The sequence below is a fragment of the Synechococcus sp. H60.1 genome (assembly GCF_047462335.1).
Taxonomy (GTDB): Bacteria; Cyanobacteriota; Cyanobacteriia; order Thermostichales; family Thermostichaceae; genus Thermostichus.
Genome location: NZ_JANSJA010000172.1, coordinates 1 through 14,661 on the forward strand (window position 1 = coordinate 1; position 14,661 = coordinate 14,661).

At 59.3% G+C, this 14,661-nt stretch carries 15 protein-coding genes, 1 tRNA gene and 3 pseudogenes; 10 read left to right on the forward strand and 9 right to left on the reverse strand.

The features are described from left to right. Positions 1-166 precede the first annotated feature (166 nt). The 3 genes and pseudogenes from NW852_RS08665 to NW852_RS08675 form a co-directional block, all read left to right on the forward strand. A pseudogene (locus NW852_RS08665) lies at positions 167-211 on the forward strand (hypothetical protein); the annotation flags it as partial. Between the two features lie 67 nt (positions 212-278). Beyond that, positions 279-695, forward strand: a pseudogene (locus NW852_RS08670) (serine hydrolase). Positions 696-854: 159 nt separating this feature from the next. Beyond that, positions 855-1,076 (forward strand): RNA-binding S4 domain-containing protein, encoded by a 222-nt coding sequence (locus NW852_RS08675; RefSeq protein ID WP_414364158.1) that lies wholly within the window; start codon positions 855-857, stop codon positions 1,074-1,076. Between the two features lie 3 nt (positions 1,077-1,079). Here NW852_RS08675 and NW852_RS08680 read toward each other — a convergent pair whose 3' ends face one another. The 8 genes from NW852_RS08680 to NW852_RS08715 form a co-directional block, all read right to left on the reverse strand. Further along, positions 1,080-1,616 carry a hypothetical protein gene (locus NW852_RS08680; RefSeq protein ID WP_414364159.1) on the reverse strand — a complete coding sequence of 179 codons (537 nt, stop codon included), beginning with the start codon at positions 1,614-1,616 and terminating at the stop codon, positions 1,080-1,082. 10 nt (positions 1,617-1,626) lie between these two features. Beyond that, positions 1,627-2,046, reverse strand: coding sequence for a plastocyanin/azurin family copper-binding protein (locus NW852_RS08685; protein ID WP_414364160.1), 420 nt, complete (start codon positions 2,044-2,046; stop codon positions 1,627-1,629). Between the two features lie 209 nt (positions 2,047-2,255). Next, on the reverse strand, positions 2,256-2,939 hold the full coding sequence (locus NW852_RS08690) for a DUF4439 domain-containing protein (protein WP_414364161.1): 684 nt from the start codon (positions 2,937-2,939) through the stop codon (positions 2,256-2,258). Positions 2,940-3,162: 223 nt separating this feature from the next. After that, the gene (nuoK, locus tag NW852_RS08695) at positions 3,163-3,468 is read right to left on the reverse strand and encodes an NADH-quinone oxidoreductase subunit NuoK (RefSeq protein ID WP_414366802.1); all 306 of its coding nucleotides are present in this window, start codon (positions 3,466-3,468) and stop codon (positions 3,163-3,165) included. 78 nt (positions 3,469-3,546) lie between these two features. After that, positions 3,547-4,155 carry an NADH-quinone oxidoreductase subunit J gene (locus NW852_RS08700; RefSeq protein ID WP_414371503.1) on the reverse strand — a complete coding sequence of 203 codons (609 nt, stop codon included), beginning with the start codon at positions 4,153-4,155 and terminating at the stop codon, positions 3,547-3,549. Positions 4,156-4,274: 119 nt separating this feature from the next. Then, positions 4,275-5,627, reverse strand: coding sequence for a TPM domain-containing protein (locus tag NW852_RS08705; protein WP_414426653.1), 1,353 nt, complete (start codon positions 5,625-5,627; stop codon positions 4,275-4,277). 267 nt (positions 5,628-5,894) lie between these two features. After that, entirely contained in the window at positions 5,895-6,677 is a 783-nt protein-coding gene (locus NW852_RS08710) for a lipoyl protein ligase domain-containing protein (protein WP_414364894.1), read from the reverse strand. 17 nt (positions 6,678-6,694) lie between these two features. Continuing rightward, positions 6,695-7,159: a YbjN domain-containing protein gene (locus NW852_RS08715; protein ID WP_414364896.1), complete on the reverse strand. Its 465-nt coding sequence runs from the start codon at positions 7,157-7,159 to the stop codon at positions 6,695-6,697. 128 nt (positions 7,160-7,287) lie between these two features. Between NW852_RS08715 and NW852_RS08720 the strand changes: the two genes are divergently transcribed. Further along, on the forward strand, positions 7,288-7,635 hold the full coding sequence (locus tag NW852_RS08720; RefSeq protein WP_414371497.1) for a (2Fe-2S)-binding protein: 348 nt from the start codon (positions 7,288-7,290) through the stop codon (positions 7,633-7,635). Positions 7,636-7,645: 10 nt separating this feature from the next. After that, entirely contained in the window at positions 7,646-8,401 is a 756-nt protein-coding gene (locus NW852_RS08725; protein WP_414364900.1) for a 5'-methylthioadenosine/adenosylhomocysteine nucleosidase, read from the forward strand. A 116-nt stretch (positions 8,402-8,517) separates the two neighbouring features. On the opposite strand, the gene NW852_RS08730 is transcribed toward NW852_RS08725, so the two are convergent. Then, positions 8,518-8,591 (reverse strand) — tRNA-Pro (locus NW852_RS08730). 210 nt (positions 8,592-8,801) lie between these two features. On the opposite strand from NW852_RS08730, the gene rpsB reads away from it, so the two are divergent. From rpsB to NW852_RS08755, 5 genes and pseudogenes are all read left to right on the forward strand, one after another. Further along, positions 8,802-9,605, forward strand: coding sequence for a 30S ribosomal protein S2 (rpsB, locus tag NW852_RS08735; RefSeq protein WP_414364901.1), 804 nt, complete (start codon positions 8,802-8,804; stop codon positions 9,603-9,605). Positions 9,606-9,780: 175 nt separating this feature from the next. Further along, positions 9,781-10,425: pseudogene (gene tsf / locus NW852_RS08740) on the forward strand (translation elongation factor Ts); the annotation flags it as partial. A gap of 327 nt (positions 10,426-10,752) precedes the next feature. Further along, entirely contained in the window at positions 10,753-12,168 is a 1,416-nt protein-coding gene (locus NW852_RS08745; RefSeq protein ID WP_414426654.1) for an amidohydrolase, read from the forward strand. Between the two features lie 8 nt (positions 12,169-12,176). Next, a complete protein-coding gene (gene queG / locus NW852_RS08750; RefSeq protein ID WP_414371492.1) occupies positions 12,177-13,178 on the forward strand; it encodes a tRNA epoxyqueuosine(34) reductase QueG in 1,002 nt (333 codons plus the stop codon). Between the two features lie 217 nt (positions 13,179-13,395). Continuing rightward, a complete protein-coding gene (locus NW852_RS08755; protein WP_414371490.1) occupies positions 13,396-14,598 on the forward strand; it encodes an AAA family ATPase in 1,203 nt (400 codons plus the stop codon). Positions 14,599-14,661 lie beyond the last annotated feature (63 nt).

The following is a 14,661-nucleotide window of genomic DNA, read 5'->3' on the forward strand; positions in this document are numbered from 1 at the left end:
GAGTCACTGACCGTCCTTGCTGCCAATTACCCCAGGAGGCTCGTGACCAGCCTAGAAGCAGCTAGCTCTGGCACCTTGCTTTCCCGATAGCGTTGACTGGGCGCTTACCTCAGCCGGCTCCCAATTTGAGTTGTTGCCACTAGAAAGAAGATCTCAAAGCAGGAGCGTGCTCCAAACCCGCCCCCTTGGATCCCAGGTCTCTGCCCTGGAGGCGGCCACCCTGATGAGCACCCTCAGCGATAACTTCGCCACCAATCTGATCATCGATCGCCGATCGCCTGGGTGGACAGGAGACTCTCAACCAAAAATTTCGTCAGTGGCGGCTACAGCACACGCAAATTTCCTGGTGGCTACCGGATCTGGAGGGCACCAACACCAGCAGCCCACGCGACATAGTTTGGTTGCTCAGCCAAGTGGAACAGGGGCGCATGCTCAGCCGCCGCAGCCGCGACCACTTTTTGGACATTCCCTAGGGCACCCAACGGCCCTCCTACTTTCGACCCCACCTGGACCAGGAGGTGCACATTGCCCACAAGACGGGAACCCTGCGCTCAGTGGTGGGAGATGCCGGGATCCTGGATTTGCCCAACGGACGACGCTATGTGGCGGCGGTATGGGTGAAGCGAGAAACCCCCAACGACCCCAGAGCCGAAGAGCTGATCGCCAGCCTGTCGCAAGCCGCTTATGAGTTCTGAGCCGGGGATCCAACGGCAACCACGAGCAGCTTGCAACCCTGATCCCAGACATCACCAATTTTTCTCTCCCGAGCCCCATTCCGGGCAGAATGCAAATGCCAGAGTGGAGAAACAGGCAACGGGACAACTGGTCAATGTCAAAACCCTTTGGGTGCAGTGATGGCGGCAGATCTCGTGATTAAGCTGGATCAGTTTCTCAAGTGGGCGGGGGTTGTGTCTACCGGTGGGCAGGCCAAGCAGTTGATCCAAGCCGGACAGGTGCAGGTCAATGGCGAGGTGGAAACCCGCCGCGGGCGCAAATTGCGCCTTGGGGATGAGGTGAGGGCGCTGGGCCAAGTCTGGCAGGTGCACCTGGGTAAGGCCTCAGAGGGAAATCAGTGAGATCTATTGAGATCCATGAAGTAGGATTAGAAGCAGCATGGCCAAAGCTCCGATCCCCCCTGCCACCGCATACTGCCACTCCAGCCCCCACAGCAGGCAGGCAACTCCGGCCAAGATCTGGATCCCACCGGTGATCCAGTAGGGAAGGCGCGGCGGATCCACCAGGCCGTTGAGCCAGTGGCCCAACCCCATTTGCCACAGCCAAAACACCCCCAGATATTGGCTCAAAGCCGCTAGAGGGGTACGACCGACAAAAGGCAGCACCGAGAGAATCATGCCCAGGGCGATCACCAGTGTCCAGACCAAGCCCACGAAGTAAAGATGGGCCAATCCGGCAGCTCGAAACTCCGGCAACGTCGTCTGCCGCACCATATAGCCCAACCCGATCAGGGAAATCACCAGCCACAGCCAGTTGATGTTGGCCTCTTGGTGAAACTGGGTCGTGGCAAACCCGATCCCCAAAAGAATGGCCCAAACCAGGTACACCCGCCGACAGAGAGTCCAAAAAGGGACAGGGGATCCCAGGGTTTCCGTTGGCATGGCTTTTACCTTACTCGACGACAACAACTCGACCCACCATACTGGGGTGAATATCGCAGAAATACTCCTGAATGCCGGCTACCTCGAAGGTCAAGGTTTTGCTCTCGTTGCGCCGCAGCCGCCCTGTCCCTTGGAACTGCGCCCCTGCCACAGGAGTAGCCGTGTGGGGAGTGGAATCCAGGTTGGTGAAAGTCACCTTGCCCCCCCGCTTGAGAGTAATCTCCGGGGGCAGGTACTGAAACCCGCGAATGATCACCTCTGCTTCCGTTTGCGCCAGCGGGCCGTGAGCCTCGACTGCTGCCGTTGTCTCGACAGGATCCTGCCCCGCAGCCGAGCCGGCTCGTCGCCAGCGATCCACGGCCAAAATGGCCCCCACATTGACTAGGGATCCCAGCCCACTCAGCAACAGCAACCGCCGCGTCATTGGCATAGGGCTTTCTCCAAACAGGCCAGGAAGAGCAAAAAGGCTGAGACTTCCTATAGTCGTTTTAAATAGCAATGAAACGGTTCGTTACGTCGTTATTGCTACGCACTGCCGCTCTAACTCCCCTCTCCCTTTGGGAGAGGGGACAGGAGTGAAGGAAGCGCTTGGGAGCTGCCTCAACAAGGGCATGGGGAGGCCCTGGAGATCATCCAGCTCTACACCTTCAGGATCCAGCGCTCCCGAGTCTCGGCGCTGACGAAGGGAGCAGGCACCACCAAAATGCTCGGATCGAGGCGATTGAACACGGCCCGGATCGCAGTGGCGTGGGCAACTTCATTGGGACCGATGGTGCTGGCGGCAGCCACCAGGTCTTTGTTGGCAAGCTGGACAAATGCATCGTTGTAGGCCAGGGCTGCATCGAATTCCAGAGCCAGGGCCAGCTTGGCGATGTTGGCGTCGGAATCGAGATTGCCTTCTTTGCCGTCAATGTAGGTGGAGAGGTCGTAGCTATCCCGAGCCGGCGAGGGGGTTCCCCCCAACTGCCGCACGGCACCCGCCAACAGATCGCGGTGCTGTTCGTGATCCTTCAGGTTCTTGGTGGCCACTTCCAACACAATTTTGCCCACTTCGGTGTTGCTCAGCTTGCCGGCAGCGGTTTTATAGGCCCAGATCGCCTGCTGTTCCAAGTCGATGGCAGCGTTGAGGATGGCGATGTCGGCAGTGTTGGTCTGGGCAGCACTGGGCAGGCTGCGCAACCCAAGCAACCCACCCACTCCCGCCAGCAAACCGGTCAACAACAAGCTGCGGCGGGAAGGCTGCCAGAACCTGCCAGATGTGGTGCTGGGATCCCATTCGGCGGCCAAGTGAGGCAGAGCGAAGGGAGTCTTTGCAGTCTTCATCTCAAGTCTCCTGTCTCGAAAGAGGGCAACCAACCTCTAAGGGCTTGCTCTTGCTCGGGCAGTTCCCTCTCGGCCTGGTCTGATGGGAATACGCCGCTTGTCCCGCCCTGGATGCCTGAGGGAAGAGACTTTACAGAGACTTTACATGGAATGAAGCTGCCACAGCTCTCTGCCAAGAAGGGGATCCCCTGGCAGCGCTCCCCTTGTTTTTCTAGGAAAAGAGCTACCACTTGAGCAGGTTGAAGCTCTCCATGTCGATGGTGGCCCGGTTGCGGTAGATCCCCAACACAATGGCCAAGCCCACTGCCGCCTCGGCAGCCGCCACGGTGATGACGAACACGGAAAACACCTGGCCGCGAATCAAGCTGGAGTCAACAAAGTTGGAGAAGGCCATAAAGTTGAGGTTCACCGCGTTGAGCATCAGCTCAATCGACATCAACACTCGAATGGCGTTGCGACTGACGATCAAGCCGTAGATGCCGATGCAAAAAAGAACTGCCGCCACCACCAAAAAAAACTGCAGTTGCAACATCGCAAGAGGCTCCAGTGGATACAGATGAGAGGGGTACCAGGAAAACTCTGGGCTGTACGTCCGAAGCAATCGGGTTTAACGGGTGCTTACCAACTCTGCTCGCCGTTCTGACTCGGCTTCAAGCTGGGGTCGGGCTCGCTCCAGCAAACTCAGATCGCCTTCTCCGGCTTCGGGAGCAACAGACTCTCGACGCGCCACGACAATGGCCCCGATCAACGCCATCAGCAGCAAAACAGAAGCCAGTTCAAACGGCAACAGATAATCGCTAAAGAAATGCCCGCCAATCACCAGAGCACTGCTTAGAGGCTGGATCGCCTGCAGAGGCCAAGGGGCGTTGAACGCCATCACGGTGAGCAGGGCAAACAGACCCAAAGACACCACCGCCGTCACTCCATTGCGCAGCCAGCCCAGTTTCAGAGGAGCAAAGGTGTAGCGCCGGTTCACCAGCATGATGGCGAACAGGATCAGTACGTTGACGGCGCCGACGTAGATCAACACTTGAGCTGCAGCCACAAAATCGGCATTCAAGAGGAGGTACAGCCCAGCCATGCTCAGGAAAACGCCCCCCAAGAGAAAACCAGAATAGACGATGTTAGGGGCCCAAACCACTCCCATGGCAAAGCCGATGGCCATCGCCGAGAGCACCCCAAAGGTAACCAGTTGCACGCCTTCTGCAAGGGTCATGGGATCTTCGTCCTTAACAAATCGCTATCGCTCCTCCCTTACCACTGTACTGTCCCGGCGGATTTAAGAGAAGCCCAACCCCCTTGTTCAATCGATAGAGAAATCTCTAGAGTTGGGTCTCACCAACTGCCGCCTGCTCCGTCGCCGTCGCTGCTGCCGCCCCCGAAATCGCTATCAGAGCTATCAGAGGTACTCCCAGAATCCCTCTCGGAGTCACTGTCCCTAAGTGGCGGGATCACCACTGTTCTCTCGCTACGGTACTGGCAAATCGGGCAGGTTAGGATCTCCAACTTCAAACCGCTGGAGGAATAGGTTGCTTCCTGGAGAATCTGGGTAGTGAGGTCAAGGGTAAGGGCTTGACAGCTAGGGCAGTAAAGGTGACGGTAGGCTATTCTCTCGCGAACAACCAGGGCAACTCCCCGACAGACGGGGCAAAACCAGCCGTAGTAGCGGGCTCTGCGCTGGCTTTTAGCCAGGCGATGCGCTGGGGGAAGTTGCTTATCCAGAACTTGCGGCTGGATGGGGCGCAGGGGCCGACCGCAGCTTTGACACACCACTGGCTGAAACGGGATCCCACGCTTCGAGCCCAAGATGCCGTCGGTGGTCACAACTGCCAGGAAGGGCAGCACCAGTACCAGCCAGTTACCGCTGGCCGACAACAGGAAAAGACCAAGGCAGAGGGAGCCAGAATAGAGAAGCAGGCGAATGGGGTCGCTCTGCAGCGAGGAGAGGACAGCCATTGTTCCCTGCTCGCGGCGTGTTAGCGACAGGACTTTCGCTCCTCCCCGCTCGGCCTTGAGATAGACCGGCAGGCGGGAGCGCCGCCACCCCAGCCCTAGGAGCAGGATCCCCAGCAGCAGTAGGCTCCCTTCCAGCAAGCCTTGAGCAACGGCCAAGGCTTCCCTTCCATCTGCTCGAGGAACGGCTGCAGGGGAAAGCGCAGAGGAAGCTTGAACCTCGGCAACTGGCTGCCCCTGCAGCACTGCAGTTAACTGCCGTACTCCTGCCAAGGTGCCGCCATCGAAATCCCTATTGCGAAATCTGGGTAGGATTTGCTCGTCGATAATCTGCTGAACGCGGCTGTTGGGAAGGATGGTGGCCAAACCCCTGCCAGTTTCAATTTCCACCCGCCGATCCCCCACCGAGATGAGAAACAACACGCCGTTGTTGCGACCGGCCTTGCCAATGCCCCAGTAGTTAAATAGCTGCGTGGTGAACGCTTTCGGCGTGGCATATCCCTGAGTATTGGGTACCGTCACCACCGCCATCTCGGCAGTGGTACGCTGCTCAAGCTGGGTAAGGAGACGGTTGAGCTCGTTTTCAGTGCTGCTGCTGAGGATGTTGGCGGTGTCGGAAACCCATCCTCCATACTGGCGGCGGGGGTTGGGCACTTGTTCGAGAGCAATGGCCCAAGCAGGCTGGGGGATCCACAGCGATACACTGAGCAAGACTGCCGCCCAAACTTTTGGCATGGCTCACCTGGCTGAGCGCTGCCTTGGTTTTAGCACAGCCCCTTTGGATGGAGATGCATCTGCAACACGGAACTGTCTAGAGGCGTCTTGACAGTGCCTTTACGGGCTCGTTTGTGGACTGCGTAAGAATCCCCCCCTTGAGGCGGTGGGAGTGTCAAGAACGCAACCACTTCCAAAGTTATCCCGAATACCAATGAGACGAACACCCCCTCACCCCTAGCCCCTCTCCCAGAGGGAGAGGGGGGAAGTGGATCTTGCCGTTCTCTATCACTCAGGGTCAGCTATCCCTGCCGGATCCTCCCAGTGAAGCGGATCCGGCCAGGTTTCTTCTTGCCATTCCACCTCAAAGCACTCCTGGGCCATTTGGAGAAAATGTTCCATCAAAGCAGGGATCCCCGGCGCTGTGGGGCAAAGGTCGTACAGGCCAATCACCTGCGAGCCGGGCAGGTATCGTTCCCACAGCTCGAAATTGGGCCGCAACAGCAGGGATCCCTGTTGCAGGATCCCCCAGGGTTGCCACAGTTGGGCGTTGCCCATCAGCTTTTTGCCTCCCCAGCTGAGATCGGCGCGGGTACGGGCAGCAAAGCAACTGGTTTTGTTGCGGTAGCCCGAATCTAGGGCTGGGCGGTTCTGGCCATGGGCTCGGTTGTGAGCAGGGAGGATTGGATCCACCTCAACGCCCAGTTCTGCCAGCCCCTTTACCCAAAAGCGGCAGCAGAAGTCGTACACCGAGGTTCGCTGCAAACGGGGCAGCCGAGCTTGGAGGTAAGACAGGGGCAGCACCAAGCTGTAGGTCAGCTCTGCTCCATCTTCAGCCGCCTGGTGTAAGACCGCTCTTCCGCCAGTGGGACGGCGCACCACCGGAATCCCTGGCGCTGGGTCGGGCCAGGCTTGGTGCCGCCCTAGGGAGAGGGTAAGCCGATCCCAGCCGTAAAAGCGCAAATAGGGTCTAGGGGCGTGGCGCAGCCGCTGCAAAAGCCAGGTATCTTGCTCCATTTGCCAGGTGCCGGCGGCTACGCAATAGGGCAGCCAGTAGCCTGGGGATCCCATCCTGATCGCGCCGCGGCTCAAGCTTTGGGAAACTCAGCCTGGAGCTGCTCATCGTACTCATCGGCCAAGCTGGCCACAAGGGTGATGGCGCGCGAGATCTCGCCGGCGCTGATCCCTTCCAGGGTGCGGTGGTGGTTGAGTACCACTTGGTTGTTCCAGATGCAAAAGCGCGCTTCCAGAGTGTCGCTCCAATTTTTCTCCAGCAGCTTCTGCATGAGCTTAGCCGGCTCCGCCACCGGCAGAGAGAGAACGGGAGACCAGACCAACAGGGTATCTTCGGGGGATTCGCCGCTCAGGTGGACGAACACTTCGACGCTGCCGTAGGTGAATTTCCAGGTGTGCCCCTGCTCGTGGTTCTCATAGGCGGCATCCTCCTTGAGGCTGGAAACCACCGCCGAGACGATCTCAACATAGCGAACAGGTTCCTCCAACACCGAAAAAACCTCTGGAGAACGGTCAACGAGCGGCTCGCTGTAGGCCATGATCTTTCCCCTACTCCCTGTCCAACCACCTTAACTATACTGCCTAGCACCCCGACCTAGTCGGTCGCCTCTCTCTCGGGATCCGGCTTGGGCCAGAATGGAGCTGTTCGACGTTGGGAAAGCGGCTGATGCCCCAGATTCAAGTGCAAGGACGCACCCTCGTCTGTGAGGTGGGCACCAACCTGCGCCAGGTGCTGCTGCAGGCCGGGATCCTCCTCTACAACCCACCGGCTCATGTCCTCAACTGCCGCGGTCTGGGCACCTGTGCCGTACAGATCGAAGGGGCTGTCTCCCCCATGGGCTGGCGAGAACGGGCCCGTCTATCTTTGCCACCCCATCAACCCCCATCCACCTCGGCGGCGCAGAGCGGCAACGGGCTGCGCTTGGCCTGTCAAGTACAGGTGCTGGGAGATCTGAAGGTCACCAAATGGCCAGGCATGTGGGGGCAGCGGATCCCTACGGCCTCTCAAACCTGAGGAAAGCGCTATGGCATCTCCATCCCACTCCCCCCCGAAGGCTGTTGGCATTTTGGGAGCTCTGCCGGAAGAAGTGGCCATGCTTGCCGAAGCGATGGAAACCCGCTCCATTCATCACCACCTGGGGCGGCAGTTCCATCAGGGATCCCTGGCTGGCCAACCGGTGGTGGTGGTTCAAGGGGGGGTAGGTAAGGTACGGGCAGCAACCACGGCAGCTCTGCTGGTGACCCATTTTCCTTTGCGGGGCATCATCTTTACTGGCGTGGCCGGCTCCTTAGCCGATCACCTCCAGATGGGGGATGTGGTGCTGGCCCATGCTGCCATCGAGCACGATTTCGGCACTGGACGCCCTGAGGGCTTTGTCTTAGGGATCGACTTCATCCCTGAACTGCGCTACCCTCTGGCAGAAGCCGATAGCGCCTTCTACGACTTAGTCGTGGCCCAATCGGAGCGGATCCCTCTTCACTCCCTACACGGACGGCAGCCGGTCATCCACCAAGGCCTGGTGGCCACCGGCGACGTGTTCGTAGCCGACGCCGAGCTGCGCCGCCAAATTCGCGAGCGCACCGGGGCACTGGTGGTGGAGATGGAAGGGGCAGCCGTGGTGCGGGTGGCTCAAGAGGCCGGGATCCCTTGTCTGCTGGTGCGCTCGGTCAGCGACGCGGGGGATGAAACCGACTTCCTCAGTTTTTTTCAGGTGGCGGCGCTAAATTCAGCAGCCGTTGTCCACACTGTCTTGCAAAGCTTACCCCACCTCTCCTCCTAAGCCTGCTGCCTCGTCCAGCTCCCCCAGCAGCAGAGAACCTTAGAACGAGGCAGAGCCCCAGCCCTTTCCCCGCACGAGCGACCTTTTTCGGTCTCGGTACAGTTATGTAGCCAGAGTCGGAGCGAAAGGATTTGAACCTTCGACCCCCACTACCCCAAAGTGGTGCGCTACCAAGCTGCGCTACGCCCCGACGCACCTAAGCCAGAGAGAATCTCTGGAGGTGCTTTACTAATCTAGCTTTTAGAACTGGATCTCGGCAAGGGGGAGGTCTTGGTGGCCGGATCCTGTAGAAGACATGTTAGCTTAGTTAGGCTGTTAAAATACCACACGCCCGAGCCACCGGGTGTCCCCAACGGGGATCCGTTCGGGCGGAGGCCAACCCGTAGGAGACAACCAACTCATGAGCATAGTCAGTTTGCCTCAACTGCTGGAGGCAGGAGTACACTTCGGCCACAAGGCCAGCCGCTGGAACCCCAAGATGCGGCCCTACATTTTCGCCGAGCGCAACGGCATTCACATCATCGACCTGGTGCAGACGGCCCGTTACCTCAACGAAGCCTATGAATACGTGCGGGAGGGGGCCGAAAAGGGGTGGCGTTTCCTGTTTGTCGGCACCAAACGGCAAGCCGCCGGGATCATTGCCCATGAGGCCACCCGCTGTGGCAGCTACTACGTCAACCAGCGCTGGCTGGGGGGCATGCTCACCAACTGGGCCACCATCAAAACCCGCATCGACCGCCTCAAGGAAATCGAGGAGATGCAGAGCAGCGGCCTGCTGGATCGCCTGCCCAAGCAAGAAGCGGCCCGCCTAAAACGGGAATTGGCCAAGTTGGAGAAGTACTTGGGCGGCATCAAAACCATGCGCAAGCTCCCCGACGCGGTGATCATCGTCGATCAGCGGCGGGAGGCCAACGCCGTTCAGGAATGTATCAAGCTCAAGATTCCAATCATCTCACTGCTGGATACCAACTGCGATCCTGACCTGAGCGATGTCTTCATCCCCTCTAACGACGACGCCATCCGAGCGATTAAGCTGATTGTAGGCAAGCTGGCCGATGCCATCTATGAAGGGCGACACGGGCAGCTCGACACAGTCGAAGAGGATGAGTACGACTACGAGGGGGCTATGGACATGGATCTGGAGGATGACATTCTGGAAGATATGGAGGATGAAGAGGAGGGGGATCCCGACGAGGGCGAGTGACCCTTGGGACGAGAGCAGGGATCCCGTGCGGTTCGAGTTACTCCCTGTTCATCCTTTCTCCGGAAGACTGTATCCTTAAAATCTAGATTCATCCTTTGTTCTGTTCCTGGCTATCCTCTACATCCAGCCACATCCTTTCTGCCTCTTTGTACGATGTGAGATTTGAGGAACCCTCATGAGTATTGATGCCAAATTGGTTAAAGAGCTGCGCGAAAAGACGGGCGCAGGCATGATGGACTGCAAAAAAGCCCTGGAAGAGTCCGGTGGCGATATGGAGAAAGCCATCACCTGGCTGCGGCAGAAAGGGTTGGCAGGGGCAGCCAAAAAGGCCGGTCGCGTCGCGGCTGAGGGGGTTGTCGATAGCTACATCCACTTCGGCAACCGGATCGGTGTGTTGGTGGAGGTGAACTGCGAGACGGATTTTGTGGCCCGCAACGAAGACTTTAAGAAGCTGGTGCAAGATATTGCCAAGCAGATTGCCGCCTGCCAAAGTGTGGAGTACGTCAGCATCGACCAGATCCCTCCCGAAGTGGTGGAGCGGGAAAGGGCCATCGAGATGGGCAAAGAGGATCTGGCCAGCAAGCCTGAAAACGTGCGGGAAAAGATTGTGCAAGGCCGCATCGAGAAGCGCCTGAAAGAGCTGTCTTTGATGGATCAGCCCTTTATTAAAGATTCCTCGATTACCGTAGAGGAATTGGTGAAGCAGCACATTGCCAAGCTAGGGGAAAACATCCGGGTGCGGCGGTTTGCCCGCTTCGTTTTGGGAGAAGGGATCGAGAAACAGGAAGCGGATTTTGCCGCTGAAGTGGCTGCTCAGGCCGGTCTCAAGCCGGCAGAGCCAGCGCAAGGGGCAGAACCTGTCGCTGACCAAGCTGCTGCCGAGACTACTACTGAGGTGGTTGTTCCTGAACCGGCTGCCGAGAGCAAGCCAGCCAAAAAAGGCTCCAGCAAGAAGAAAAAATAGCTCTATTGCCGAGGGATCCCTGAATTCACCCCAGTGGGCGGCAGCAGTGCCACTCTGCTTCTCCCACCATGGCAAGCCGGCTGAGCAGGTTGAGGCTTTCTGGATGGAGTTTCCCTATTTTTTGCCTTGGCACGGCCAACTACAACACGCTAGGGTGACAGGCGGTCATTTTGGATCTTGGGCATGAGCTGTATCCTACGCAATGCGTTGATCCCCACCGGCACAGGCTACGAAACCACAGATGTGCGCATCGAGGGGGAACGGATTGCTGCTATCGATAAAGGGTTACCCGCAACGGGCACAGACAGCCTAGAACTGGAGGCCGGCAACCAACTCTTGCTGCCGGGCTTTGTCAATGCCCACACCCATTCTTCCGAGCTGTGGCAAAGAGGGATCATCCCGCCCTACCCGCTGGAGCTGTGGCTGGCGCAACTGCACGAGTACGCGCCGCCGGATCCGGAAAAGATCTACCTCAGCGCGCTGGCAACGGCGGTGGAGACCCTGCTCAGCGGCGGCACGACGGTGGTGGATCATCTCATTCTCATCCCCGGCCAGGAGCTGGCCACCCTCGAGGCGGCGGTGCGGGCCTACCGAGAAGTCGGGATCCGCGCCTTCATCGGTCCCCTGCTTCAGGATCAGGCCCTCTCCACCTGCCTGCCCGGCGGTTCATCCTTCGCTGGCGGGGCGGCAGCCTATCCCCTGAGCACCTCAGAGGTGCTGGCCCTGGTGGAAGAGGCGGTTGAGAAGTACCACCGCCCGGAAGAGGGCATCACCCTGATGGTGGCCCCCACCGGCATCCAACTCTGTTCTGACAAGCTGTTTGAGGGCTGCGCAGAGTTGAGCCAGAAGTATGACCTCCCCCGCCATGCCCACCTGCTGGAAACCCGCGCCCAGCAGAGGTTGGCCCAGGAAAAATACGGCTGCAGCGCAGTCGAGCACCTGGAGCGCTTGGGCTACCTAGACCGGAAAACCTCGCTGGCCCACTGTGTCTGGCTTACCGATGCCGATATCGAGATCTTGGCCCGCACCGGCTCTACGGTTGTTCACAACCCCTTGAGCAACCTACGCCTGGGCAGTGGCATCGCCCCCATCCTCAAGTACCGGCGGGCGGGGGTGAATGTGGCCTTTGGCTGCGATGGATCCGCCAGCAATGACTCCCAGGATCTCTTGGAGGCCATTAAAATCGGCACCATCCTGCACAACATCACGGATCCCGACTACCGCCACTGGATCTCGCCCCGCGAGAGCGTCGAGATGGCCTCCCGCGGTGGGGCCATTGGCCTAGGGCTGGGAGAGAAGCTGGGATCCCTGGAGGTGGGCAAGCAGGCGGATCTGGTGCTTTACGATCTCACCCAACTGTCGCTGTTGCCCCGTACCGATCCCATCGGGCTGCTGGTGCTGGGCCGGCCCACTCAGGCGGTGCACAGCGTCTGGGTTAGAGGGAAACGGGTGGTGGCCAACGGCGAGGTAACGACGGTGGACGTGGCCCAGTTGCGGCAGGAGCTGTTCGAGCACAGCCACTGGGATCCCTTCCGTCGCTCGCAGCAGGCAGCACAACTGGAGGCCCGCTACCGCCAGGTGATGGGTCTGCCAGAATAGCCCTAGAGTTGCCGGGGCCGACCGTGGGAGGAGCAGCCGACTGGGCTAGAGCTACCGAACAGGTGAAGCAGCAGGCGCTGGCGCTGGGCTTTGACAAGGTCGGCATCGCCAGTGCGGCGGATCCCCCTGACTTGGCGGGCTTGCGGGCCTGGCTGGCGGCGGGCATGGCCGCCGACATGGCCTGGATGGCCGATCCGCGGCGAATGGATCCAGAGCGGGTGCTGCCGGGGGTGCAATCTCTGGTCTGTGTGGCCCTCAACTACTACACCCCCATCTGCCACAGTCGGGATCCGGGCAAGGGCAAAATCTCCCGCTATGCCTGGGGGCGGGACTACCACCGCGTGCTGGGGCGGCGGCTGAAGCAGCTCCACCTCTGGATGCAAGCCCAGTTCCCGGATTATCGAGGCCGATTCTATGTGGATACCGGCCCGGTGGCGGAAAAGCCCTGGGCCATGCGGGCGGGCTTGGGCTGGATTGGCAAAAACGGCCTCTTGCTCACCCGCGAGTACGGCTCCTGGGTTTTCCTGGGGGTGATCTTGACAACTCTCCCCCTGCTCCCCGACCGTCCCCATACTGCCCACTGCGGCACCTGCAGCCGCTGCCTGGAAGCCTGCCCCACCCAGGCCATCGTCAGCCCAGGGGTGGTGGATTCCCGCCGCTGCATTGCCTACCACACCTTAGAGAGCCATGCTGAGCGGATCCCTGCCGAAATTGCCCAGAACCTGCACAATTGGGTGGCCGGCTGCGACATCTGCCAAGAGGTCTGCCCTTGGAACCAGCGCTTTGCCCGCCCCAGCCGGATCCCGGATTTTCAGCCTTACCCTTGGAACGTTGCCCCCGATCTCCAAGAACTGGCGCGGATCGGCGACGAGGAGTTTGACCGCCGCTTCCCCGCCTCTGCCCTGCGCCGCCTCAAGGCCCACCGGCTGCGCCGCAACGCCCAAGCTGCTCTCCGAGCCCATCCCACCTCTGCAGCCTGCAGCAACGATTTGGAAGCCCTCTCTACCTAATTTGGATATCCTTTTCCAACAGGATCTGGGGATCCCTACCCTTGGGCCTGGGCCGGCACCGGAAAACGGTGGGGCTGTTGTCTCCGGGCTGGGGACGCAAGCTAGCATACAGGTCTTATCCTCTTTTTTGGGATCCCAGTGCTGGGCTGAAGAGCGTCAGGCGTCCACGCCCTAGCGCCTCCTATTGGTTTCCCCTCTTCTTAGACCCTAACCCTGCATGGATAACGATTACGAAGACTATTACCCCGGCTACCGGCAGGCCAATAGCTACAACCTACTGCAATCTGGGTGGAAGCCCCTGTACCGCCATTTCGATGCCGAGTATTTCTGGCAACTGGCGATGCAGGATCCCTGGGCGTTGGCCGAGAAATTTTTGGATGTGTGCAGCGATGTTGCCAATGCGGTAGGACGTAGAGAGTACAGCCCGCTGGCCAACTTTCTCAACTTATTTTCAGAGAACACCCGTTACGAGATCGAAGAGTTTTGGAATAGCATCACCCCACCTCTGCCCGGCCCCGACTATACAGTATTTCAAGATCAGCTCTCCACGGAGACGCCGATTCGGCAGCAGGTGAGCCGCGATCAAATTCCCATCGATTACGTTTTAAGGCGCCTGCAGGAAATGACCGTTCTCAGAGTTTTGGCGCATCTGGGGCGACCGGCGCAGATCGTGCAATTCTATATGGAGCGCTACTTCTACTATCCGGTCGAGCGTTTCAGCAGTTGGGAGGAAATCAGCAGCCCGGGCACCACCTATGCCTTCTGGCCAGAGCACCAGATTTGGCTGCAAGTTCAGACCACCCATCACAACCGTCGCCGCTACACCCTGCTGGGCGTGGATCTCAGGCCCTTAATTCGCAAGGTTACTTACAATCTGGCGGTGATGGTGAGCGGCTACCAAAGCCGGATCGGGCAAGTCTACAGCCCCTATCCAATCAGTTCTTTTCCCGCTGAAATTCAGGCCTTTACCGATCAAGTACAACAGCAGATTCTACAGCAGGAGCGATTGGCGGTCTTGGTGCACGGGATCCCAGGTACAGGTAAAACGGCCTGGACGCAAGCGGTGGCCCACGAGCTGCTGGTGCCCCTGGGCTATGTGGTGTTTATCTTGGATCACGAAGCCGTACAGGAGTTCATCGCGCCCCCCTACCTGGAGCGGGTCTGCTTGATCATCAACGAAGCCGATAACCTCGCCCAAGACCGAGCCAGCGAGGTGGCCCAGCAGAGCACCAAAACCGAACGCATCCTCAGCCTGCTGGATGGCACCCTTCACCAAAGCGTGCTCGATCCCGATTATCTCGACTGCAGGCAGAGGCTGGTGGTGTTGATGACCTGCAACACGACCGAGCGCCTGGATCCGGCCGTTTTGCGCAAAGGGCGGGTGGACTTGATCCAAGAGTTTACCCACCGCTTTGTTTGAGCTGTGTCGGCATCTACCCGGTTTAGCCGCTGGGGCCAATCTTCGATTTGGGTCGGGCTTGGG